Below are 21,379 nucleotides of genomic sequence, written 5' to 3' on the forward strand. Positions count from 1 at the left end.
CTCGTTGCTCGCTATACTGACCTTGCGTACCACCCAGCCCGGAACCTGCATCCCCATGAGCCATGCCCACCCGTACTCCAACCCGAACTCGCACGCTGCCGACCTGTTCCTGAACCGGGAACTGGGTCTGCTGGAATTCAACCGGCGGGTACTGGCACAGGCCGAAGACCCGAACAATCCACTGCTCGAACGGCTGAAGTTCCTGTGCATCGTGTCCAGCAATATGGACGAGTTCTTCGAAGTGCGGGTAGCCTGGGTCAAGGAAAACATCCGCATGCACACGACGCGGCCGGCCCCCGATGGCCTGTCGCCGGAAGCGGCCTTCCACCAGATCGCCGCGGATGCGCATGCACTGGTCGAACGCCAGTACCGCATCTTCCGCGAGGTGTTGCTACCGGCGCTGGAGAAGGAAGGCATTGCCTTCCTGCGCCGTACCCTGTGGAACGACGCACAACGCGCTTGGGTGAAAGAATACTTCGACCGCGAACTAGCGCCGGTACTCACACCGATTGGCCTGGACCCCGCACATCCATTCCCGCGCCTGCTGAACAAGAGCCTCAACTTCGCGATCGAACTGGAAGGCACCGATGCCTTCGGCCGCAGCTCCAATATCGCCATCGTCCAGGCGCCGCGCATCTTCCCGCGCTTCATCAAGCTGCCGCCCGAGGTGTCCGGCGTGGAGCACGGCTTCGTGTTCCTCTCCTCCATCGTTCACGCGCATGTGGACCAGCTGTTTCCCGGCATGACACTGCACGGCTGCTACCAGTTCCGGGTGACGCGCGACTCCGATCTCAACGTCGATGAAGAGGACGTCAAGGACCTGCGCGCCGCCTTGCAGGGCGAACTGAGCCAGCGCCAGTTCGGTGATGCCGTGCGTCTTGAGGTGGCCGATACCTGCCCCGAACATATCCGCGAATTCCTGCTGGAGCAGTTCGGTCTCAGCCACGAGGACCTGTACCGCGCCGATGGGCCGGTCAACCTCGTTCGCCTGATGCAGGTGCCCGACCAGGTGGATCGACCCGATCTCAAGTTCCCGCCCTTCATGCCGGGTGTCCCCAAGGAATTGCGCAAGCAACCGGATCTGTTCGCCGCCATTCGCCACGGCGACATCCTGATGCACCACCCCTATCAAAGCTTCACGCCGGTGATCGACCTGCTTCAGCAGGCCGCGCGCGATCCGGCTGTAGTGGCCATCAAGATGACCGTGTACCGCACCTCCAAGGACTCGGCGCTGATGGAAGCGCTGATCGAGGCCGCCGAGGCCGGCAAGGAAGTCACCGCCGTGGTCGAGCTGATGGCACGCTTTGACGAAGAAGCGAACATTAACTGGGCCGCCAAACTCGAACGTGTGGGCGCCCATGTGGTGTACGGCGTTTACGGTTACAAGACCCACGCCAAGATGCTGCTGATCGTCCGCCGCGAAGATGGCCGGCTCAAGCGCTACGCTCATCTGGGCACCGGCAACTACCACGCGCGCACCGCCAAGCTCTACACCGACTTTGGCCTGATGACGGCCAATGAAGAGAAGTGCGCCGACGTCAACGACGTGTTCCTGCAGCTGACCGGCCTGGGCAATCCCGGCAAGCTCAAGCACCTGTGGCAGTCGCCGTTCACCATGCACTCGTCGATGATTGCCGCGATCAATCGCGAGGCCGATATCGCCCGCGCCGGTCGCCGCGCTGTCATCATCGCCAAGATGAACTCCTTGCTGGAGCCAGCGCTGATCGAGACCCTCTATGCAGCCAGCCAGGCCGGCGTGACCATCCACCTGATCGTGCGTGGCGTGTGCACCCTGCGCCCCGGGGTGAAGGGGCTCAGCGAGAACATCAAGGTGCGTTCGATTGTCGGCCGCTTGCTCGAACACACCAGGGTGTTCTACTTCTTCCATGACGGCGCCGAAGACCTGTACCTGGGCAGCGCCGACTGGATGGGCCGCAACTTCTTCCGTCGCATCGAAGTCGCGTTCCCGATCTTCGATGCCAAGAGCAAGCGCCGCATCATTCGTGAGGGACTGCGTCCCTATCTGGTCGATAACACGCAAGCCTGGGAAATGCAGCCCGATGGCCGCTACCGCAAGAAAACCCCGCGCGGTGGCAAGGCCCGTGGCGCACAGGCCATGCTGCTCGACGAGCTGGCCGCCAAGGCGCGCGACTGATGGGCCTGAAAGCCAACCTGATCCTCTGGCGCCATGCCGAGGCCGAAGACGGTGAGGATGATCTGGCGCGTCCATTGACCACGCGCGGCCACAAGCAGGCCCGCAAAATGGCCGCATGGCTGCATGAGCAGCTCCCGGATAAGGTGCGCATCGTCAGCAGCGCCGCCCTACGGGCTCGCGAGACCGCCGCGGCATACAGTGACCATGCGCTGATCGACCCAAGACTGAACCCGGACTGCACCGTTGCCAGCTATCTGTCCGTTGCCGGCTGGCCGCTGGATGCTGGCACCACCCTGCTGGTTGGTCATCAACCCGCCATCGGCCGGCTGGCGGCCTATCTGCTGTCGGGTATCGAAGCCGACTGGAGTGCACGCAAAGGCGCCATCTGGTGGCTGCAATACCGCATCCGCAACGACACCCCGCAAACCGTGCTCAAGGCCATGCTGACGCCGGAGCAGCTATAGGGCAGGATGCCTCGGCACCTGCCTTACACCCCGCTTCATTCACCACCTGCCACCCGCGCCACACCCGAACCGGTTCGGCTTTACTCCCGGGTGCACGCCTGCCGGGCGCGACGGAACAACTCTCGCGTGTGATCCGACTCGCAGGTCGGTGACACCCAGCATTGCAGCTTGCGCTTGGCATCCTGATACTCCTGGCGTGCCTGCAGGCACAGATTGCGGGCCATCGCGTAGCCATTGCCGCTGCCGGTACGGCGCGTGGCATTCACCTTTACAGCATCGTCATCAACGCGACCGATAATCCGCTCGGCATCACGCTTGCCGCGCTCCGCCGCTTCCAGGTCTTCCCACAGGCCAGTACCGCTACCGCCTATCACGCTCTCCACCGTACGCACCCGGTCTGCTTTCAGGTCCGTTGGGCAAGGCAGGTCAGAGAAATACGCCTTGCCCTTGGCATCGGTGCACTTGTACACCTGGCCGGCCTGCGCGAGGGGAACAAGCAAGGCAAACAGCATGATCACGGTAGCAAGCGCGCGCACAGTCAGCTCCGCTTCTCCAGCAGATCGAGTGCCAGACCCAGGCTGGCACGGTAATGGGGGTCTGCCGCTTTCTTGTCACCCAGCTGCTCCAGCAACTGGCCGAGTTCAGCGTGGGCCACGGGCGTGGCGGCCACTGCAATGCTGGCTTCCAGATAGTTGCGTGCCTTGCCCCACAGTTCGGCATCGGCACACAAACGGCCCAGCGCAAGTAACAGCTGATGATCGCTAGGATGGTGCCGCAACCAGTCTTCGGCGCGCGCCAGCCGCTTGACCGCGTCGCCCTTCACGCCGAGCCGGCTCAGCTCGCCATACACCTCCAGCGGCGCCACATCCCAGTTCGCTTCGAGCGCATCGACCAGCAAGCCCTCTGCCTGCTCACCCAGTCCCACGCGGATGAACTGTCGGGCCGCAGCCGCGGCCAGCTTGGGCAGTCGCTGTTCTTCCTTGCGCAGGCCGTTCCACCACTTGCCCAGCTCCCGGGCATCCATGGGGCTCAGTTGCAGCTGCGCAAGCCGGGCATGGTTACGGATACGTGTGGCATGCGCCTGATCGAGTGCATCGTTGCGCTCCAGCATGTCGGTCAGCTCGATCACCCGGGCTGGATGATTCTCCTGCTGGCGGATCTTCAGCTCCAGCTTGAGCGCCGCGGTGAGCTTGGGCGACTGGCTGTACACCCGCTGCAGAGCCACCAGCGACTCACGGTTGCGATACTGCTCATACAGCATTTCCGCCTCGAGCATATCCAGCGCCAGCGATCGCCCTCCCGTAGCTTCACGGGCTTCCTCCACCAGCTTGTCGCGGGTGTCGAAATCACGACCGTAATGCGCTGCGCGAGCTGCGATAAAGGTATCGATCAGCCGCATATCGGCCTCGGTCTCGGCATCCCGCGCCCGGCAGCCTTCACGCACCGACTTGTGATACCGCCCCTCGATCAGCGCCAGAATGGCCTCACGCCGGGCACGCAAGGCCGTGCGCCGACGTTTGTCGGCGTGATAGCGACGTACATTGCGCGGCATATTGAGCAGCCAGTCGCTGAGCCTCACGAACCAGTAGCCGCCCAGCACCAGCGCCGCAAACAACAGCACGAAGGCATTCAGCGACAACTCTACGCGCCAGGGCGGGAAGAACAGCAGGGCATAGCCGCTGTTGTAGCGGGCAAACAAGGCCAGGCCGACAGCCAGACCCGCCAGGGCCAGTAACCAGAACAGGACTCTCACTTCGGCTCCTCCCGGCTGACCTTGCGACGGGCATCACGCACCGCATTAAGGCTGTCGTTGAGCGAAGGCAGGACCTGTGCCGGCTGGGCAGCGCGCAAGGACTTGAGGCTGGCAAGTGCGGCCAGGACAGGGCGTGAGCGGGTATTGAAGTGCTTGCGCAGCTCGTTTTCCGCCGCCGCCAGATCACGCTGGAAGGTCTGATCGTCTCGCTGCAGCAGGGCAAGACGGGCATTGAGCAAGCGCAGCTTGAGGTTCTCGCGCAGGTAGAGCGCCTGCTGGGGCGGCAGCAAGACAGGATCAGGCTGGTCCAGCCGGCGTATCTCCACCAGGGCGCCCAGCGAGCGGCCCAGCTCCTCCCAGAAACCGGCCTGCTTGCGTTCTGCACGCGCCGCGATGTCTTCGGGGGCATTGGCATCAATGACGAGGGGCAGTTTATCCACACCGACGGCCAGGCTATCGAGACGCGCTGACAGACCCACATAGTCCACCCAAGGGAAGCGCTTGAGCACATCGATGTCGCGCGCCAGGGCGCGGCGCAGCGGGGCGAGGCGCGGCTTTTCCTGGCCGGCGAGGCGCTCGTCCAGACGGTACAGGGCGGCCAGCGAGGCACCCACATTGCCGGTGAGCTGAAGTTGCTGGCTGGCCAGCGACAAGGTCAGCTCCGCATCGGCCAGCAAGGCCTCTTCCTGATCCCCGGCAATGGTGCCATAGAGGGTTTGTAAATCATCCAGCCGCGCACGCGCTTCTTCGAGCTGATGATCGATGGATGCCAGCCGCGCATCGAGCTGGCTCATGCGGCCACCATCACGGGCATCGCTGGCACTAAGGGATTGCTGGCGATTCTCGATCTGGGCCAGGCGGCGCTCCAGCGTCTGCTCCAGCGCGTGCTTCTGGTAATACAGCATGGCGGCGACCAGCCCGGTAGCGGCAAGCAAACCCAACAAGGCCCAGCGGCCACGCACCATGGAACGTGCAGGCGGCGTGGCAGAAGGGGCACGAGCCACGGCAGGCGCCGCACTGGCGGGTGACGGAACGCCAGTAGTCGCGGATGGCGCAGGCGGTGCGACTACGGGTTCAGGATCGGGCAGGGCGGGTGAGCCGGCAAACGCGGCGTTCAAGCCGGCCAGGATGCCGACATCCCCGACCTCGGTCAGGGTCACGGCATCGGCGCCCAGACGCTGGACTGCCTCGGCTACCGCCGGGTGGCTGACAAAGAAACGCAAGCCGCGCAGCTGCTCGGCGAGTGCGGCATCGGCAAGGGAAAACAGGTTTTCCGCAGCTTCGCTGCTGGTAATGATCACCCCGTCACAGCCCGGCTCGATCAGGGCCGACAACTGGTCGGTGGTGATGGCCGGAGGCTGACGGCGATAGGCCTCCACCACATCCAGCTGTGCACCCCGGCTGACCAGCGTATCGGCCAGCAGCTCGCGCCCGCCATTGCCACGGAACAGGACGACACGCTTGCCTTCCAGCTTCTGCAGCGCGGGATGGGCGAGCAGGCCTTCGCTGTCAAAACGCTCGCCGGGGCTGATGACCTCCAGCATGCCCAGCTCCACCGCCCGCTCGCGCGATGCCGGCCCCACTACGGCCACGGCCAGCTCGGGTGGCCAGGCGCTGACACGGCGACCCACTTCATCCAGTGCCGAGGGGCTGACAAACACAGCCAGGTCATAGTCCCCCAGACGTGTCAGCACGGCATCCAGCTCGGCTGGGCTGGCCGGGTCGTTGATCACGATCATGGGCGCGAGCAGGGGCTCGGCGCCGGCTTCCCTCAACAGTCGTGCGAGCTGCGCAGACTGGTTGGCAGGACGGGTGACAAGAAATCGGCGATGAGCAAGCGTCATGTTTGAGCAAACCCTGAGGGCGGTTGAGCAGTGTTTCCCGGACCACGCTTAACCTGCTGCGGCCCAGGAGCCGTCGTCTTGCAAGGCGACGGGGGCCGAACCGGATAAAACCGAAGACCGGGTCGAATATTGGGGCAATGCGTCGTTACAACTCAATCATCCATCCCGACCAACCGTGTCTCGTTTGCCTGATCAGCGCCCGGCACACGGTATGGCCGTCAAATCCGAACGGTGCTGCACTACGCTTTGGGCACAAGCAGCGCGCGGGCGCCTTCGGTAAGCATCAGGTCAGCCGCCTGACGCCCCAGGCTGGCTGCCGCAGCCCGGCTACCATTGACTTCGGCACGTAGAATCTCGCTGCCATCCGGCCGCGCAACAAACCCGCGCATGCGCAGGAAGTGGCCATCGACAATTTCGGCAAAGCCGCCCAGCGGCGTCTCGCAGGACCCATCAAGACGCAAGCTCATGGCACGCTCGGCGGTAACGCAATCGGCCGTTTCCGGGTGGTTCAGCGGGGCCAGCAAGGCGGCCAGATCGGCGCGGTCAGCACGGATTTCGATACCCAGCGCACCCTGACCCGGCGCGGGCAGGCTCTCTTCGCTGCTCAGGAAGGCGCGGATGCGATCCGCCAGTTCCAGGCGCTTGAGACCGGCGGCGGCCAGGATGATCGCGTCGAACTCGCCTTCGTCGAGCTTGCGCAGACGCGTCTGCACATTGCCACGCACGGGCTTGATGACCAGTTCGGGATAAGCCGCGCGGATCTGCGCTTCGCGGCGCAGGCTCGAGGTGCCGACCACCGCACCGGCGGGCAGATCGGTCAGACCGTTGTAACGGTTGGAGACGAAGGCATCGCGCGGGTCTTCGCGTTCCGTGATCGCGGCGATGGCAAAGCCCTCGGGCAGGCGCATCGGCACATCCTTCATCGAATGCACGGCCAGATCGGCGCGGCCTTCATGCAGCGCGGTTTCCAGCTCCTTCACAAAAAGACCTTTGCCACCGATCTTGTTCAGGGTCACATCGAGGATGCGGTCGCCCTGCGTGGTCATGCCCAGCAGTTCAACCTGCATGCCGGGATACAGGGATTCAAGGCAGGCGGCGATATGGCGGGCCTGCCAGAGCGCGAGCGCGGATTCGCGGGTGGCAATGATCAGGCGTTGCGGATGGGACACGGCGGAAGTCTCGTTGCGATTGGCTTTGCGGCGATTCTAGCATGGTGGCCGAGGCGGCTTGGCCACCAAGGCCGAGGCGGGATCATTACCGCCCCATACCGCCAACCTGCTGGGCCAGATAAGTGGCGTAGTTGTCCGTCATGCCGCCAATGAAATCGAGCACCCGCATATAGCTCTCGTACAGCGGCCACTCTTTGCTGGGGGCGTTGTATTCCATCAGGTCCAGAATGCGCTTGTTGCGGAAGCTCAATTTCTCAGGCTCGGTACGCAGCTGGTAAGCCGCGGTGCAGAAGGCGTCGAGCAGGATGTCGAGGCAGGTGAAGCTGCCCACCTCGATCTCGACCTTGCGGCGATTGTTGAAGATGCGGTCCCGCGCAAGCTGCTTGGCATCATGGATACCGTGGCGCACGAACTCGGGGCAGGCGGCAATCATGTCGCCCTGATACTCACCGGCCAGCAACTCATCATGATGGCGCAAGAATGCGGCAGTCACTTCGCGCACGCAGCGGTCAATGGCTTTGGAGCGCAGCAGCGACATCTTGCGGCGCACGCTGGGCGCGCCGGCAATTTCGAGCTTGAGCAGATCGTCATCGAGGCCGGCCAGCCTCATCAGACGAGGCCTGATCTCCTCGAAATCCAGCATGCCGATCTCGACGCCGTCTTCCAGGTCCAGAATCGCGTAGCAGATATCGTCGGCCGCCTCCATCAGATAGCTGAGTGGATGCCGGCACCAGATGCCCGCCCCTTTGCTGACCAGCCCCAGCTCCGCCGCCACCTCATCGAGCAGCTTGCGCTCGGTCTGGTAGCAACTGAATTTTTCCTTGCTGCCCGCGTAATCGCTGGTCCAAGGGTATTTGAGCGTGGCGCCCAGCGTGGCGTAGGTGAGGCGCATGCCACCATCGAAGCGATGGTTTTCGAGCTGGGTCACCACACGGAAACCCTGCGCATTGCCCTCGAAGGTCTGCACATCCTTGCGCTCGTGCGCCGTGAGGTTCTGCAGCAGATAGGCGTTCTCGCTCTGGCGGAACCAGTCGCGGATCGCGTACTCACCTGCGTGGCCGAACGGCGGGTTGCCGATGTCGTGCGCCAGACAGGCTGCCTGCACGATGGCGCCGATATCGTAGGGAATGATGTGCGCCGGCAATTTGTCGCCCAGCGCCTGGCCCACCATGATCCCCAGCGAACGCCCCACGCAGCCGACCTCGATGCTGTGCGTGAGTCGCGTGTGCACATGGTCATTCTCGGTCATCGGGTGCACCTGAGTCTTGCGGCCCAGACGGCGAAAGGGCGAGGAGAATGCGATGCGATCGTGATCCTTGTGGAAATCGGAACGCCCGATGGCAGGCCCGGTTTCCGGCGGGCGGCGCGGTGCGCCCAAACGATCGGCCGACAGCAGTTGGAGCCAGTTCATGTGCGACATGGGAAGCCTAGTCATCAGATCAGGCTGCCATTGTAGGCGGATGCCCGTCCGCTTAGGAGTCCACGCGGGGCTAGCGCAGCACCAGCGCTCTGGCGACGATGGTGTCGAAGTCCACATTCCCGGCCAGGGTGCCAAAACTCCCACCCCAGTCACCCCCAAGACGCGACGCGACAAAGGCCTCAGCCACCGGTGTCGGGGCATGGCGGATCAGCAAAGCCGCCTGCACGACCAGCACCATCTGGCGGGTCAGGTTGCGCGCATAGGCCTCAAGATCGCCACCCACGCCAAGCAGGGACAACAGCCGATCAGCATAACGGTCGAATTCGGGATAGCGGTTGCGGGCGGGCGCCAGCTCGGCCAGCAGGACTTCCCCGGCGCGCGGGTGCTTGGCCAGCGCGCGCAGCACGTCGAGGCACATGACGTTGCCGGAGCCCTCCCAGATCGAGTTGACCGGCATTTCTCGGTAGATACGGGCATGCAAGCCATCTTCCACATAGCCGTTGCCGCCCATCACCTCCATAGCTTCGGCTGCCAGTTCGGGGCCACGCTTGCAGATCCAGAACTTGGCCGCTGGGGTCATGACCCGACGGAACAGCTGCTCGGCCTCGTCGGCATCGTCCTCAAAAGCGCGGGCCAGGCGCAGGCCCAGCACCATCGCCGCTTCAGCCTCCAGCGCCAGATCGGTCAGCACATTACGCATGATGGGCTGATCGACCAGTGCCTTGCCGAACACCTGCCGATGGCGGGCATGGTGCACAGCGCGGGATACGGCCTGGCGCATCATCCCGGCCGTGCCGAGCACGCAATCGAGCCGAGTGTAGTTGCCCATCTCCAGAATGGTGGGAATGCCGCGCCCTTCCTCGCCAAGCAACACACCGTACGCGCCGTGGAACTCCACTTCGCTGGAGGCATTGGAGCGGTTGCCCAGCTTGTCCTTGAGCCGCTGGATATGGATAGGATTGCGGGTGCCGTCTGGTCGCCAGCGCGGCATGAAAAAGCAGCTCAGGCCCTGCGGCGCCTGCGCCAGCACCAGATGGGCGTCAATCTGCGGTGCAGAGAAAAACCATTTGTGGCCGGTGATCGCGTAGGCACCGTTGCCATCGGGCTCGGCACGGGTGGTATTGGCCCGCACATCCGAGCCTCCCTGCTTCTCGGTCATGCCCATGCCCACCAAGCCACCCCGCTTGTTGGCCGAGGGCTGGTCACGGTGATCGTATTCGCGGCTGTATAGCAGGGGCAGCCAGTCGTGTGCCAGGCTGGCATGTCGGGCAATGGCCGGGATCGCCCCGTAGGTCATCGTGGTCGGACACAGGGCACCGGCCTCGACCTGCGCCTGCAGCATGAAGCCTGCTGCGCGCGCCACATGGGCGCCGGCTTTGGGATTGGCCCAGGGGCTGGAGTGCAGGCCACGGCTGACAATGCCGCGCATCAGGTTATGCCAGGCTGGATTGAACTCCACTTGATCAGTCCGGTAGCCACGCGCATCGAAGTTACGCAGCACGGGCGTGTAGATATTCGCCTGCCGCCCTTGCTCGAAACTTTCCTCGCTGCCCAGCGCCGCGCCCGCGGTCTTGAGGGCATCGACCGCCCAGCCCGCCCCCTCCCGCACAACCGCTTCACGCAGCGCCGGATCCGACAGGAACAGGTTGTAGGACACCAGCGGGGGCGACTGATTGAATACGTCGTGAGTCGTGCTCTGCATGCCTTGGCGCTCCACCCGTTTATATTTTGTCGGGCGAGACTAAGCTGCACGAAATCGCCGATCAAGTCGGCGCGTCAAAACTCGCACAATTGTGCAACATACCGCCGCAATACCAGTAAGGCCGCGGCCGAAGCGGGACTCACCAGCCTCGGGCTTCAGGGTATGTCGGCGTAGGTCATGCGCCGCTCGATGATGGCGGCTTTACGCAGCAGGCGCTTGGCACTGCGGTTACGGTCGTAATAGCGGGGGTTGGGCACCATGGCAGCGAGCTTGGCGGCTTGGGAAGGCCCCAGGTTGGCGGCGCTGGTCTTGTAGTAGTGGCGGGCAGCCGCCTCGGCACCAAACACCCCGTTACCCCACTCGATCACATTGAGATAGATCTCGAAGATGCGGCGTTTATCCAGGGTGGCTTCGAGCATCACGGTGATGATGGCTTCCTCGGCCTTGCGAAAATAGCTGCGCTTGCCCGAGAGGAACAGGTTCTTGGCCAATTGCTGGCTGATGGTGGAACCGCCGGCAGAGATGCGGCCTTTTTTCTGGTTTTTTTCCCAGGCGGTCTGGATGCCTTCCCAGTCAAAGCCCTCATGCTCCAGGAACTTGGCATCCTCGCTGGCCACCAGTGCGCGCTTGAGATGGGGTGAAATACGGTTGTACGGCACCCATTTGTGCTTGAGCTCGGCGTCCGGGTTCTTGTCCTGCAACACCTCGCGCTGGGTGTCCATGAACGCAGTGTCGGCAGGGTTATGGTCGCGCCACCACCAGATGTGGGCAAAGATCCATAGCTGGTAGAGGAGGACGAGGACAATCAGCGCCAGAACAAGGCGCCCGAACAGACTGAGTATGCGCATGAGGGCGGATTCTAGCGCGGATGACCGGCGGTGGCGCCAGCCGCCTGCGCACCTGCGCACCTGCGCCCGAAAGACGCAGACAGGCAGATTCACCGATGCCGACCGGCAACGTCCTGGCGTGCGGCTTGACGCAGGAAGACAAGCTGGCGGCGAAAATGGCGGCAATTGGCACAGAGCAGCAGGTGCAGACGCAGCTGCAGACGCTCCCTCATTCCTAGCGGGCGGTCCATGCCTTCCGATACGCGGTGTGTCGCTTGCTGGCAGTTCATCATGTGGCGTCCCCGAACCAGTGCTTTTCCAGGCACAAGCGCAAACTCATGCGTGCGCGGTACAGCATCACTGAGCAGTTGGTCGCGCTGATCTCCAGGTTCTGACAGATTTCCTCGATGTCGTAGCCCAGGCTTTCACGCATGGTGAACACCAGTGCGGTTCGTTTAGGCAGCCGCTCAGTGCAGGCGGTATAGACCCGCCAGAAATCCTGCTCTTCCAGGGCAGCATCGGGTGCAGCCCAGCGCCCCGGCGCTTCGCTGCCCCAATGGCCTCGCGTATCGAACAGACTGTCGAAATCACCGCCCTCCCCCTCGTCGTCTACGCGCTCGTCAAGCACCAGCGGGTCCCGGCCAAGGCGCCGCTGGGCGTCGATCAGCTTGTGCTTGAGGATGCCGGTAAGCCAGGTCTTGACGCTCGACTGCGCAGCAAATCCGCTACGTGCCTGCAAGGCCGCCAGCAAAGTGTCCTGTACGGCTTCTTCGGCCGTCGCTTCGTCACGCAGACGGAACACCGCATAGCGGAGCAGGTAGTCGCGGTAGGCGGCCAGCTCGGTTTCGCCCGGCAGGTGGCTCATTCGCTGCCCTCCGCCACCCTTGTCTCGGCCACCACCCGGTTTCGGCCCTCATCCTTGGCACGATACAAGGCCGCATCGGCGGCAATCAACAGCAAGGGCAGGTCCTGATCGTGAGACTGCATCTCGGCCACACCGATGCTCACCGTGTACGGGACCATGCGGCTGTCATCCAGCGTCAGCGGGGCATTTTCGACCGCCTCACGTATCCGCTCGGCCGCCTCAAGGGCCTGCGGCAAGGGGGTCTCCGGCAGCAGGATGGCAAACTCCTCACCGCCGAGTCGCGCTGGCAAATCGCCCTGACGGCGCGAGGTCTCCAGCAGCCGAGCCAGCCTGACCAGCACCTGATCGCCAACAGGATGACCATAGCTGTCATTGATCTGCTTGAAATGATCGATATCGAGCATCAGCAGGGACATAGGGCGGGCATGCCGTTGCGCCAGCTCGTAGGCCTCCCCGCCGCGCTCGAAAAAGCGCCGCCGGTTGGCCAGACCTGTCAGCGGGTCTGTGCCTGCCTCTTCCTCCAGCCTGAGCTCACGCGCGTGGCGGGCGGTGACATCGGTGAGGCTGAGCAGGACTTCATCGTCACGCTCACCATTGCCGCTAAGCAGGGTGGCGGACAAGGCGCCCCAGCAGTTGCTGCCATCCGGCCGGCGCAGGGCGAACTCCAGTTCGCGCAGGGTGCCGGCCTCACGCACGGCACGCCTTAGTCGGGGCCAGTCCTCCGGGTCCATGAACAGCTCGCTCACAGGCAGATCGTTCAGGGTGGCGAGCGGCACGCCCAGCAAGGCGGCCAGATCGGGATTGGCGTAGCGCAAACGGCCACTGTCGAGCTCGGCCAGACCCAGGGCCGAGGGTGAGGCCTCCAGGATGCTGCGCAGCCATTGCTCGCGGGCAGCCAGCCGGGCCTGGGAATCCGCCAGCACGCGGGCCTGCTTGCCCGCACGCCAAAGCTGCGCCAGCAGGGTGGCCCCCAACAGGCTGATGAAGAGCAGTGCCGCAATCGCAATACCGATGCTGGCATGCCAACCCGCCAGATAGTCGGCTTCGGCCAGCCCGGCGCCAACCTGGAACGGATAAGCGCTGATCGCACGCTCGGCGAGCAAGCGGGCTTCGCCATCCACGCTGGAGCGGACGAAATAGGTCCCGGCCAGCAGGCCGGTGGGCACCCAGCCCTCGCGGCTGAAGTTGCTGCCGATCAGGGACTGGCTGGGCAGCGGCTGCCGGGCGACGACACGCAGCGCGTTATCGTAGATAGCCAGCGCACCACGCTCGCCTACATTGAGGTCCTCGAAAGCCTTACCCCAGGCATCGACCTGCACGCCCGCCATCACGATGGCGCGTAGCCGGCCGTGCTGATCGCGCACGGGTCTGGCAAAAGCCACGCCTTTCTGGCCGGTGGTTCGCAGCAAATAGGGGGGCGATACCACCAGCGCATCCTCCCCCCGGCGCAACAGGCCTTGCAGGTGAGGCTGGTCGGAGAAATCCTGCCCAGGGGCGGCTGCACTGGAATACGCGATGCGCCCACGCCCATCCAGAATGCTCAGAGAGACGATGCTTGGCTGGCGTGCCAGACGGTCACGCAGGGCCATGATGGCCTCAAAACCCAGCGGTTCCGCCCAATCCAGGGGGGGATCCATGGGCAGGCGCTCGGATTCACGGGCTACATCGGCAAGCAGCAGGTCCACTTCCCGCAAGGTGGCCAGTACCCGTGTCTCCAGCAGGCGTGCCGTGTTGTGAGCCTGGGTGGCCGCCTGCATACGGGTGCTCTTGTAACCCGCATGCAGCCACCACGCGAGCGCAGCGGCAAAAACCAGCACGAGCACCAGCACGCCCAGCATGGCGACGCGCGTGCTACGCGGCAGAAAGGAGAGCGAGAGTCGCAAGATGGATGACAGCCGGAAGCAACGGGCGCAGTGCTGAACAGAATATCAACAAACTAGATCATGCCCCGCTAATTTGCGCGATCTACTGTACTGCACTGGCCGTGGCGGTCGTCAGGATTCCGGTCGGTCAGCCTGCGAACCAGCGGGCGGTTTGCTGACCCGCTTGGCGGTGCGCGAGCAGCACCTGCTTGAATACGGTCGGGTCCTTGCGGAAGGTCAGCTCACCCTCGGCCGGCTTGTGCCAGTCCCACAGGCGAGATACCCAGAAACGCAAAGCGGCCGCGCGCAGCATCAGTGGCCAGGCCTCGATCTCGTCCGGGTTGAGCGGGCGAACCGCCCGGTAGGCGAAACACAATGCCGCCGCGCGCACGGCATCGATCTGGCCGTCTTCCTGACGGCACCAGTCATTGACCGTAATGGCCAGGTCGTAGATCAGGATATCGTTGCAGGCGTAGTAGAAATCGATGAAGCCCCCGATACGGTCGCCATGCATGAGGACATTGTCGCGGAACAGATCGGCATGGATCACGCCGCTGGGCAAATGGGCAAAGCGGTGGCGTGCCTGTTCAGTGACTTCGTCGCGCAACAGGGCCTGCTCATCAGCGGGCAGATAAGCGTGCAGGTCGCGGGCGGCGGCCGTCCACCACTGCGGCCCGCGCGGGTTGGCCATGCGACCGGTATAGGTATCTCCCGCCCGGTGCATCTGCGCCAGCATCGCACCCAGTGCATCGCATTGCGCCACGTTGGGCGCCTCCACCGGCTCACCTTCCAGCCAGGCCACCATTACGGTGGGCTTGCCATTGAGCGTATCGATGTACTCATCACGCAGATTGGCAATCGGCGCTGCGCAGGCAATGCCGTGATGCGCCAGATGCGCCATCAGGTTCACGTAGTAAGGCAGTTCGTGGGCGTGCAGGGTTTCGAACAGGGTCAGCACATAGCGCCCCTGCGTGGTCTTCACCGCATAGTTGGTATTGGTGATGCCGGCGGCAATGCCCTTGATCTCGACCAGATCGCCGATCGAGTAGTGCTTGAGCCATTGCGCCAGTTCGGCGTGCGTAACAGTGGTGAAGACAGACATGTGGGCGTCAGTGGTAAGTGATGAGATTGCGTAAGGTGCATCAAGCGCAGCGCAATGCACCCTGCGCGCCAGCCCCGAGGGTGCGTCAGAACTTGAGGATCACCCAGCGCGGCGGCCGCACCGGTGCCTGGCCATCTCGCCGCACCATCTGGCCGGTGCCATCGTCATCACTGAGGAAATACTCGGGTCCGCTCTTGGGCTTGACCTTGATGAGGTAGAGCTTGCCGTTGGCACGGTACTCGGTCACGGTGGCATCGTCGCGCTCGACAATGGTGATCTCGGGCTCCACACCGGGGTCATCACTGACTACCGGCGGCAAGGGCGGGGGTGGCGGGACTGCAGGGGGTTTGTCGGCAGCCAGCACCGGCAGGGCCACAGCGAGGGTCAGGGCAATCAGGGCGGTACGCATGGGGCTCTCCCGGTTTCCGGTGTTCACAGGCTCAACTGCATCTCGCGCTCGGCCGGACTCAGGCCGAAACCGCGGGTCTCATAGAAGGCGAAGATAGCATCGACCACGGCACGGGGCTCGTCGATGACCTGCATCAAATCCATGTCATCGGGATTGATCATCTTCTCGTTGATCAGCGTGGCGCGGAACCAGTCGAGCAGTCCGCCCCAGAACTGGCTGCCGACCAGGATGATCGGAATCCTGCGGCTCTTGCCCGTCTGGATCAGGGTGAGCGCCTCGCTCAGCTCATCCAGGGTGCCGAAGCCGCCCGGCATCACCACAAAGGCCGTGGCGTTTTTCACGAACATCATCTTGCGGGCAAAAAAGTGGCGGAAGCTCTGGCTCACATCCTGATAGGCATTGCCGCCCTGCTCGTGCGGCAACAGGATATTCAGGCCTACAGACGGCGACTTGCCGTGGAAGGCGCCGCGGTTGGCGGCCTCCATGATGCCGGGGCCACCGCCTGAAATCACGCTGAAGCCGGCGTCCGACAAAAGGCGAGCGATTTCTTCGGTCTTCTTGTAATAGGGATGATCGCGCGGGGTGCGGGCCGAGCCGAAAATCGATACGGCAGGCTGAATGGCCTGCAAGCGCTCGGTGGCCTCGACGAATTCGGACATAATCTCGAAAACGCGCCATGCCTCGCGTGCACGGTAAGCCTGAGTGGCGGCATTGGCCGCCGGATCGGTGTTATCGGGTAATTTGGGGTGGGCTTTCATCAGCGGTTTCTCTCAACTTGTTCTATCCGTGGGAGCGCCATCGCCGGCAATCGTTCCGGTCCTGCGCTTCCCGTCTTGCCCGGGTGCTTACCATTCATGTCCGCCAAAACCCTGCTGCTGATCGACGGTTCGTCTTATCTGTATAGAGCGTTTCACGCACTGCCGGACCTGCGTAGCCCGGCTGGCGCACCGACCGGCGCCTTGCGCGGCATGGTGGCCATGCTCAAGAAGCTCGTGAAGGAACTCCCGGCCGATTATATCGGTTGCGTCTTCGACGCCAAGGGCAAGACGTTCCGCGACGACTGGTATCCCGAGTACAAAGCCCAGCGCGCCCCCATGCCCGACGACCTGCGCGCGCAGATCGAACCCATCCATCTGGCCGTGAAGGCACTGGGTCTGCCCATCCTGATGGTCGATGGCGTGGAAGCCGATGACGTGATCGGCACCTTGGCTGCCCAAGCCGGGGCAGCCGGCATGCAGGTGGTGATTTCCACCGGCGACAAGGACATGGCCCAACTGGTCAACCCGCAGGTACGCCTGGTCAATACGATGACTGACGAAACGCTGGACGAAGCCGGCGTGCTGGCCAAGTTCGGCGTGCCGCCCGAGCGTATCGTGGATTATCTGACCTTGATCGGCGACACCGTCGACAACGTACCCGGCGTGCCCAAATGCGGCCCCAAGACCGCGGTGAAATGGCTGAATGAATACGGCAGCCTCGACGCCATTGTGGCCCGCGCCGACGAGATCGGCGGCGTAGTCGGCCAGAACCTACGCGATACGCTGGGCTGGCTGCCCATGGGCCGCAAGCTCGTCACCATCAAATGCGATGTAGATCTGGCCGCCGACATGCCGGCCGGCTTTGACAGCCTGCGCCCGCGCGATGCCGACCAGAGCGCGCTGCTGAATCTGTACGAGACCTATGGCTTCAAGAGCTGGCTGAGCGAGATGAAGGGCGAGGCCGCCGTCGGCGACAAATACGCTGCCGAGGGCAACACCGCCGCACTGCGCAGCTTTGCACCTGCTGAAGTGGGTGAAGTGCGCGAACTGGATCGCAGCAACTACACCACGATACTGACTGAGGCGCAGCTCGATGATTGGCTGGCCAAGCTGGATGCAGCCGAACTGGTGGCCGTGGATACCGAAACCGACAGCCTCGAACCCATGCTGGCGCGCATCGTCGGCATCAGCTTTGCGGTCGCCGAAGGTAAAGCCGCCTACCTGCCGCTGACCCACCACTACGCCGACGCCCCCGCGCAACTGCCGCTGGAAGCCACGTTGGCCAAGCTCAAGCCCTGGCTCGAAAACGCCACGCGCCGCAAGGTCGGCCAGAACCTCAAATACGATCAGCATGTATTCGCCAACCACGGCATCGCCCTGCGTGGCATCGCCGAGGACACGCTGCTGCAGTCCTATGTGCTCGACAGCACCGAGCGCCACAATATGGATGACCTCGCCGCCAAGCATCTAGGCATCAAGACCATGCTGTACGAGGAAATCTGCGGCAAGGGCGCCAAGCAGATCGGCTTTGCCGAAGTGGCCATCGATGTCGCCGCCGCTTACTCGGCCGAAGATGCCGATGTAACGCTGCGCCTGCACCAGACCTTTGCCCCGCAACTGAAGGCCGAGCCCAAGCTCGATGACGTCTACCGCAACATCGAACTCCCCTCGCGCGAGGTGCTGTTCAAGATGGAGCGCCACGGCGTGCTGCTTGATAGCAACTTGCTACACAAGCAGAGCCACGAGCTGGGCCAGGCGATGATGCGGATCGAGCAAGAAGCCTACGAGCTGGCCGGCCAGCCCTTCAATCTGGGTTCGCCCAAGCAGATCGGCGAAATCCTCTTCGACAAGCTGCAATTGCCGGTCAAGAAGAAAACCCCCAAGGGCGCACCGAGCACCGACGAAGACGTGCTGACCGAACTCGCGCAGGATTTCCCGCTGCCCGCCAAGCTGCTCGAACACCGCAGCATGGCCAAGCTCAAGTCCACCTATACCGACAAGCTGCCGCTGATGGTGAACCCGCGCACCGGCCGCGTGCACACCAACTACGCGCAGGCCGTGGCGGTAACGGGCCGGCTCGCCAGCAATGACCCCAATCTGCAGAACATCCCCGTACGCACGGCGGAAGGCCGACGCATCCGCGAGGCTTTCATCGCGCCAGCCGGCCATGTGATTGTCAGCGCCGACTATTCGCAGATCGAGCTGCGCATCATGGCGCACCTCAGTGGCGATGCCGGCATGCTCAAGGCCTTCGAGGCCGGCATCGACATTCACCGCGCCACCGCTGCCGAGGTATTCGGCACCACGCCCGATGCGGTGACCAGCGAGCAGCGTCGTTACTCCAAGGCCATCAACTTCGGCCTGATCTACGGCATGAGCGCCTTCGGGCTGGCGGCCCAGCTGGGTATCGAGCGCAGCGCGGCGCAGCAGTTTGTCGATCGCTACTTCGCCCGCTACCCCGGCGTGGCCGAATACATGCAGCGCACGCGCGAGCAGGCGCGCTCGCAAGGCTTTGTAGAGACGTGGTTCGGCCGCAAGCTCTGGCTGCCCGAAATCAAATCCAGCAACCAGGGCCGCCGCGCCGGGGCCGAGCGCGCCGCCATCAATGCACCCATGCAAGGCACCGCGGCCGATCTGGTGAAGCTGGCCATGGTGGCCGTGCAGGACTGGATCGAGGCCGAGAAGCTGGCCAGCCGGCTGATCATGCAGGTGCACGATGAACTGGTACTTGAGGTGCCCGAGGCCGAAGTCGATCTGGTCAAACAGCGGCTGCCCGAGCTGATGGCCGGCGTCGCCGCGCTGCGCGTGCCGTTAACGGCCGAAGTGGGCATCGGCCCGAACTGGGAAGCCGCCCACTAGCGACACGACCGCCCCGCACGGGTGCACCTTGAATGGCAGGCCACAGCCGATCTCCTATAGTGATCCTGAGGCCGTCTGCCCGTTCAAATCAAACTCGTGCCCCAGGGGGTTGTCATGTTTCAGTCTTTCCGTAACGCGCGGATTTCCGTGCAGGTGCTGATCGTCTGCGGTCTGGTCTGCACCATCGTGTTCTCGGCCATTACCGCCTATGTCGCCACCCAGACCCGTGCGGTGGCGGTGGCCGAGGCCAAGCAGAACCTGCGCAATACCCTGAACGTGCTCAACGGCCTGCTGGATGTGGCCTACCACGCTGCCAAACGTCGCGGCGAGCGTGAAATCGCCATCTTCCACGATTACATCGGCGGGGACCTCAAGCCCACGGGCGAGACCACTCTGGCCGGCGAGATCAGCGTGCCCGTGCTGGCTACGGCCAACGGCACCATGACCGGCAATCTGGATATTCTCGACGCGTTCAAGAAAGCCAGCGACGGCCTTGAGGGCGCCGTGGTGCAGCGCGTGGATGGCAAGTTCGTGCGCACCGCCACCATGCTCAAGAAAGAGGGCAAGTCCATGGTGGGCTCGGTGATCAAGGATGATGATCCAGTCGCGGCCGCCATCCTCGCCGGCAAGCCTTACCTCGATATCATCCTGCGCAACGGCAAATACAGTGTGAGCCGCGCCGAACCGTTCAAGGACGCAAACGGCCAGTTGCTCGGCTACTACTCGGTGCGCGTACCCCTGGGTGGCGATATCGAGGCGATCAACCAGATCCTCGCCAAGGTCACCATTGGCGCCACCGGGGCGGTTTTCGCCATAGCCCCTACGGGCGACGACAACCTGGGTCAGCTCATGGTGGCCCGCGAGCACGTGGGCAAGAGTGTGCGCGAAGCCGGCGATGCCTCCCTGCTGGACGTGACGCGCGAGTTGCTGGCCAACAAGCAGGGGGATTTCCACTATCAGGTGGAGCGCGACGGCAAGACCGCCGAGAAATTCATGGTCTACGACTACAACCCGAACTGGAAGTGGCACATCGCCGCCGGTAGCTACACCGACGAATTCATTACCGGTGCGCTGGACCTGCAGCGCAAACTCATCGTGCTCAGCATCCTCTCGGCGCTGGCCACCGTTGCCCTGCTCTACGTCACCATCCTGCGCCAGCTCAAACCGCTGAAGGATGTACAGAATGGTCTGGCGGCCATTGGGCAGGGACGTTTTTCCACCCGCCTGCGCGAGGGTGGCCCCCGCTCCCATAACGAAATGGATGGGCTGGCCCATGAAATCAACGGCATGGCCGGCCGGCTCGGCGAGCTGGTGCAGGGCGTGACCGACGCCTCCACCCGGGTCAAGGAATCGGCCGGGACCTTGCGTACCCAGACCAGCGAAATCGCCGATGCCAGCCTGCAGCAAAGCCGCGCGGCCTCGGAGATGGCAGCAGCCGTCGAAGAGCTCTCGCAAAGCATTGCCGAAGTGGCCAGCCACACCCAGTCGGCCCGCGAACTGACCCGCACCGTGGAGCAGGGTGCCCACGATGGCTTGCAGCGGATTGACCACAGCGTGACCGAAATCCAGCGCATTTCTTCCGCCGTGGACGAGAGCGCCCAGGCTATCGTGGCGCTGGGCGAGCGATCCAAGGAAATCACCGGCATTGTCGGCACCATCCGCGACATTGCCGAGCAGACCAATCTGCTGGCCCTCAATGCCGCCATCGAAGCCGCCCGCGCGGGTGAACATGGCCGCGGCTTTGCGGTGGTGGCGGACGAAGTGCGCAAGCTGGCCGAACGCACCAGTTCGTCCACGCAGGAGATCACCCAGATGGTCTCGAATATCCAGTCCGAAACCCTCACCGCGGCCGAGCGCATGCAGGTGGTCAACGGCATGACGCTGGCCGGCGTGGATAGCGTACGTGCCGCGGGCTCCTCGCTGCGGGAGATTGCCGGCCGCGCCAGCGAGGTAAGCCGCATCGTCACCGATATTGCCGACGCCGCCGGCGAACAGAGCACCGCCAGTCAGGTGGTGGCGCAAAGCGTCGAGCGCATTGCCAATATGGCGCAGCAAAATGCCGATGCCTGCAGCCACGAAGACGAAACCGCCAATCAACTTGCCCAAGTGGCCACCGGCCTGCAAAGCCGGCTCAGCAGTCTAAACGCCTGATTCACTCCCCCTGCCGGTCATCGGTGCGCGCGCTTCGTG

The 21,379-nt window shown here is 63.7% G+C and carries 17 protein-coding genes; 4 read left to right on the top strand and 13 right to left on the bottom strand.

Annotation, left to right across the window (positions count from 1 at the left end; all coding sequences use genetic code 11):
• Nucleotides 1–55 precede the first annotated feature (55 nt).
• Nucleotides 56–2,155, top strand: coding sequence for a polyphosphate kinase 1 (gene ppk1 / locus O9X62_RS03040; protein ID WP_269531290.1), 2,100 nt, complete (start codon nt 56–58; stop codon nt 2,153–2,155).
• Entirely contained in the window at nt 2,155–2,619 is a 465-nt protein-coding gene (locus O9X62_RS03045; protein ID WP_269531291.1) for a histidine phosphatase family protein, read from the top strand. The genes ppk1 and O9X62_RS03045 overlap by 1 nt, the downstream gene beginning before the upstream one ends.
• A gap of 80 nt (nt 2,620–2,699) precedes the next feature.
• Here the strand turns inward: O9X62_RS03045 and O9X62_RS03050 are convergent, their stop codons facing one another.
• The 13 genes from O9X62_RS03050 to O9X62_RS03110 form a co-directional block, all read right to left on the bottom strand.
• Nucleotides 2,700–3,155 carry a DUF4124 domain-containing protein gene (locus O9X62_RS03050; RefSeq protein WP_269531292.1) on the bottom strand — a complete coding sequence of 152 codons (456 nt, stop codon included), beginning with the start codon at nt 3,153–3,155 and terminating at the stop codon, nt 2,700–2,702.
• Nucleotides 3,156–3,157: 2 nt separating this feature from the next.
• Nucleotides 3,158–4,372: a heme biosynthesis HemY N-terminal domain-containing protein gene (locus tag O9X62_RS03055; RefSeq protein WP_269531293.1), complete on the bottom strand. Its 1,215-nt coding sequence runs from the start codon at nt 4,370–4,372 to the stop codon at nt 3,158–3,160.
• On the bottom strand, nt 4,369–6,216 hold the full coding sequence (gene hemDX / locus O9X62_RS03060; RefSeq protein WP_269531294.1) for a fused uroporphyrinogen-III synthase HemD/membrane protein HemX: 1,848 nt from the start codon (nt 6,214–6,216) through the stop codon (nt 4,369–4,371). The genes O9X62_RS03055 and hemDX overlap by 4 nt, the downstream gene beginning before the upstream one ends.
• Before the next feature lie 239 nt (nt 6,217–6,455).
• Complete coding sequence (hemC, locus tag O9X62_RS03065; RefSeq protein WP_269531295.1) at nt 6,456–7,385, bottom strand: hydroxymethylbilane synthase; 930 nt, start codon at nt 7,383–7,385, stop codon at nt 6,456–6,458.
• A gap of 85 nt (nt 7,386–7,470) precedes the next feature.
• On the bottom strand, nt 7,471–8,796 hold the full coding sequence (locus O9X62_RS03070) for a deoxyguanosinetriphosphate triphosphohydrolase (RefSeq protein ID WP_269531296.1): 1,326 nt from the start codon (nt 8,794–8,796) through the stop codon (nt 7,471–7,473).
• 79 nt (nt 8,797–8,875) lie between these two features.
• The gene (locus O9X62_RS03075; RefSeq protein ID WP_269531297.1) at nt 8,876–10,507 is read right to left on the bottom strand and encodes an isovaleryl-CoA dehydrogenase; all 1,632 of its coding nucleotides are present in this window, start codon (nt 10,505–10,507) and stop codon (nt 8,876–8,878) included.
• Between the two features lie 155 nt (nt 10,508–10,662).
• Complete coding sequence (mtgA, locus tag O9X62_RS03080; protein ID WP_269531298.1) at nt 10,663–11,355, bottom strand: monofunctional biosynthetic peptidoglycan transglycosylase; 693 nt, start codon at nt 11,353–11,355, stop codon at nt 10,663–10,665.
• 89 nt (nt 11,356–11,444) lie between these two features.
• Nucleotides 11,445–11,627 carry a zf-HC2 domain-containing protein gene (locus O9X62_RS03085; RefSeq protein ID WP_308446416.1) on the bottom strand — a complete coding sequence of 61 codons (183 nt, stop codon included), beginning with the start codon at nt 11,625–11,627 and terminating at the stop codon, nt 11,445–11,447.
• Complete coding sequence (locus O9X62_RS03090) at nt 11,624–12,199, bottom strand: sigma-70 family RNA polymerase sigma factor (RefSeq protein WP_269531299.1); 576 nt, start codon at nt 12,197–12,199, stop codon at nt 11,624–11,626. Before O9X62_RS03090 ends, O9X62_RS03085 begins: the two co-directional genes overlap by 4 nt.
• On the bottom strand, nt 12,196–14,082 hold the full coding sequence (locus O9X62_RS03095; RefSeq protein ID WP_269531300.1) for a diguanylate cyclase: 1,887 nt from the start codon (nt 14,080–14,082) through the stop codon (nt 12,196–12,198). Before O9X62_RS03095 ends, O9X62_RS03090 begins: the two co-directional genes overlap by 4 nt.
• Before the next feature lie 127 nt (nt 14,083–14,209).
• A complete protein-coding gene (locus tag O9X62_RS03100; protein ID WP_269531301.1) occupies nt 14,210–15,163 on the bottom strand; it encodes a homoserine kinase in 954 nt (317 codons plus the stop codon).
• A gap of 85 nt (nt 15,164–15,248) precedes the next feature.
• Nucleotides 15,249–15,572, bottom strand: coding sequence for a DUF2782 domain-containing protein (locus tag O9X62_RS03105; protein ID WP_269531302.1), 324 nt, complete (start codon nt 15,570–15,572; stop codon nt 15,249–15,251).
• Between the two features lie 23 nt (nt 15,573–15,595).
• Entirely contained in the window at nt 15,596–16,330 is a 735-nt protein-coding gene (locus O9X62_RS03110) for a TIGR00730 family Rossman fold protein (RefSeq protein WP_269531303.1), read from the bottom strand.
• Between the two features lie 96 nt (nt 16,331–16,426).
• Here O9X62_RS03110 and polA point away from each other — a divergent pair, with 96 nt between their 5' ends.
• Nucleotides 16,427–19,189 (top strand): DNA polymerase I, encoded by a 2,763-nt coding sequence (polA, locus tag O9X62_RS03115; RefSeq protein WP_269531304.1) that lies wholly within the window; start codon nt 16,427–16,429, stop codon nt 19,187–19,189.
• Between the two features lie 114 nt (nt 19,190–19,303).
• Nucleotides 19,304–21,340 carry a methyl-accepting chemotaxis protein gene (locus tag O9X62_RS03120; RefSeq protein WP_269531305.1) on the top strand — a complete coding sequence of 679 codons (2,037 nt, stop codon included), beginning with the start codon at nt 19,304–19,306 and terminating at the stop codon, nt 21,338–21,340.
• Nucleotides 21,341–21,379 lie beyond the last annotated feature (39 nt).

This window comes from Chitinimonas sp. BJYL2, from assembly GCF_027257935.1.
In the GTDB taxonomy this organism is placed as follows: domain Bacteria; phylum Pseudomonadota; class Gammaproteobacteria; order Burkholderiales; family Chitinimonadaceae; genus Chitinimonas.

What these genes read in the sequence shown, in the direction of transcription:
- mtgA (WP_269531298.1), bottom strand. Translation starts at nt 11,355, where the DNA reads ATGCGCATACTCAGTCTGTTCGGGCGCCTTGTTCTGGCGCTGATTGTC.
- O9X62_RS03045 (WP_269531291.1), top strand. Translation starts at nt 2,155, where the DNA reads ATGGGCCTGAAAGCCAACCTGATCCTCTGGCGCCATGCCGAGGCCGAA.
- O9X62_RS03070 (WP_269531296.1), bottom strand. Translation starts at nt 8,796, where the DNA reads ATGAACTGGCTCCAACTGCTGTCGGCCGATCGTTTGGGCGCACCGCGC.
- O9X62_RS03085 (WP_308446416.1), bottom strand. Translation starts at nt 11,627, where the DNA reads ATGATGAACTGCCAGCAAGCGACACACCGCGTATCGGAAGGCATGGAC.
- O9X62_RS03105 (WP_269531302.1), bottom strand. Translation starts at nt 15,572, where the DNA reads ATGCGTACCGCCCTGATTGCCCTGACCCTCGCTGTGGCCCTGCCGGTG.
- polA (WP_269531304.1), top strand. Translation starts at nt 16,427, where the DNA reads ATGTCCGCCAAAACCCTGCTGCTGATCGACGGTTCGTCTTATCTGTAT.
- O9X62_RS03075 (WP_269531297.1), bottom strand. Translation starts at nt 10,507, where the DNA reads ATGCAGAGCACGACTCACGACGTATTCAATCAGTCGCCCCCGCTGGTG.
- O9X62_RS03110 (WP_269531303.1), bottom strand. Translation starts at nt 16,330, where the DNA reads ATGAAAGCCCACCCCAAATTACCCGATAACACCGATCCGGCGGCCAAT.
- O9X62_RS03120 (WP_269531305.1), top strand. Translation starts at nt 19,304, where the DNA reads ATGTTTCAGTCTTTCCGTAACGCGCGGATTTCCGTGCAGGTGCTGATC.
- O9X62_RS03090 (WP_269531299.1), bottom strand. Translation starts at nt 12,199, where the DNA reads ATGAGCCACCTGCCGGGCGAAACCGAGCTGGCCGCCTACCGCGACTAC.
- hemDX (WP_269531294.1), bottom strand. Translation starts at nt 6,216, where the DNA reads ATGACGCTTGCTCATCGCCGATTTCTTGTCACCCGTCCTGCCAACCAG.
- ppk1 (WP_269531290.1), top strand. Translation starts at nt 56, where the DNA reads ATGAGCCATGCCCACCCGTACTCCAACCCGAACTCGCACGCTGCCGAC.
- O9X62_RS03100 (WP_269531301.1), bottom strand. Translation starts at nt 15,163, where the DNA reads ATGTCTGTCTTCACCACTGTTACGCACGCCGAACTGGCGCAATGGCTC.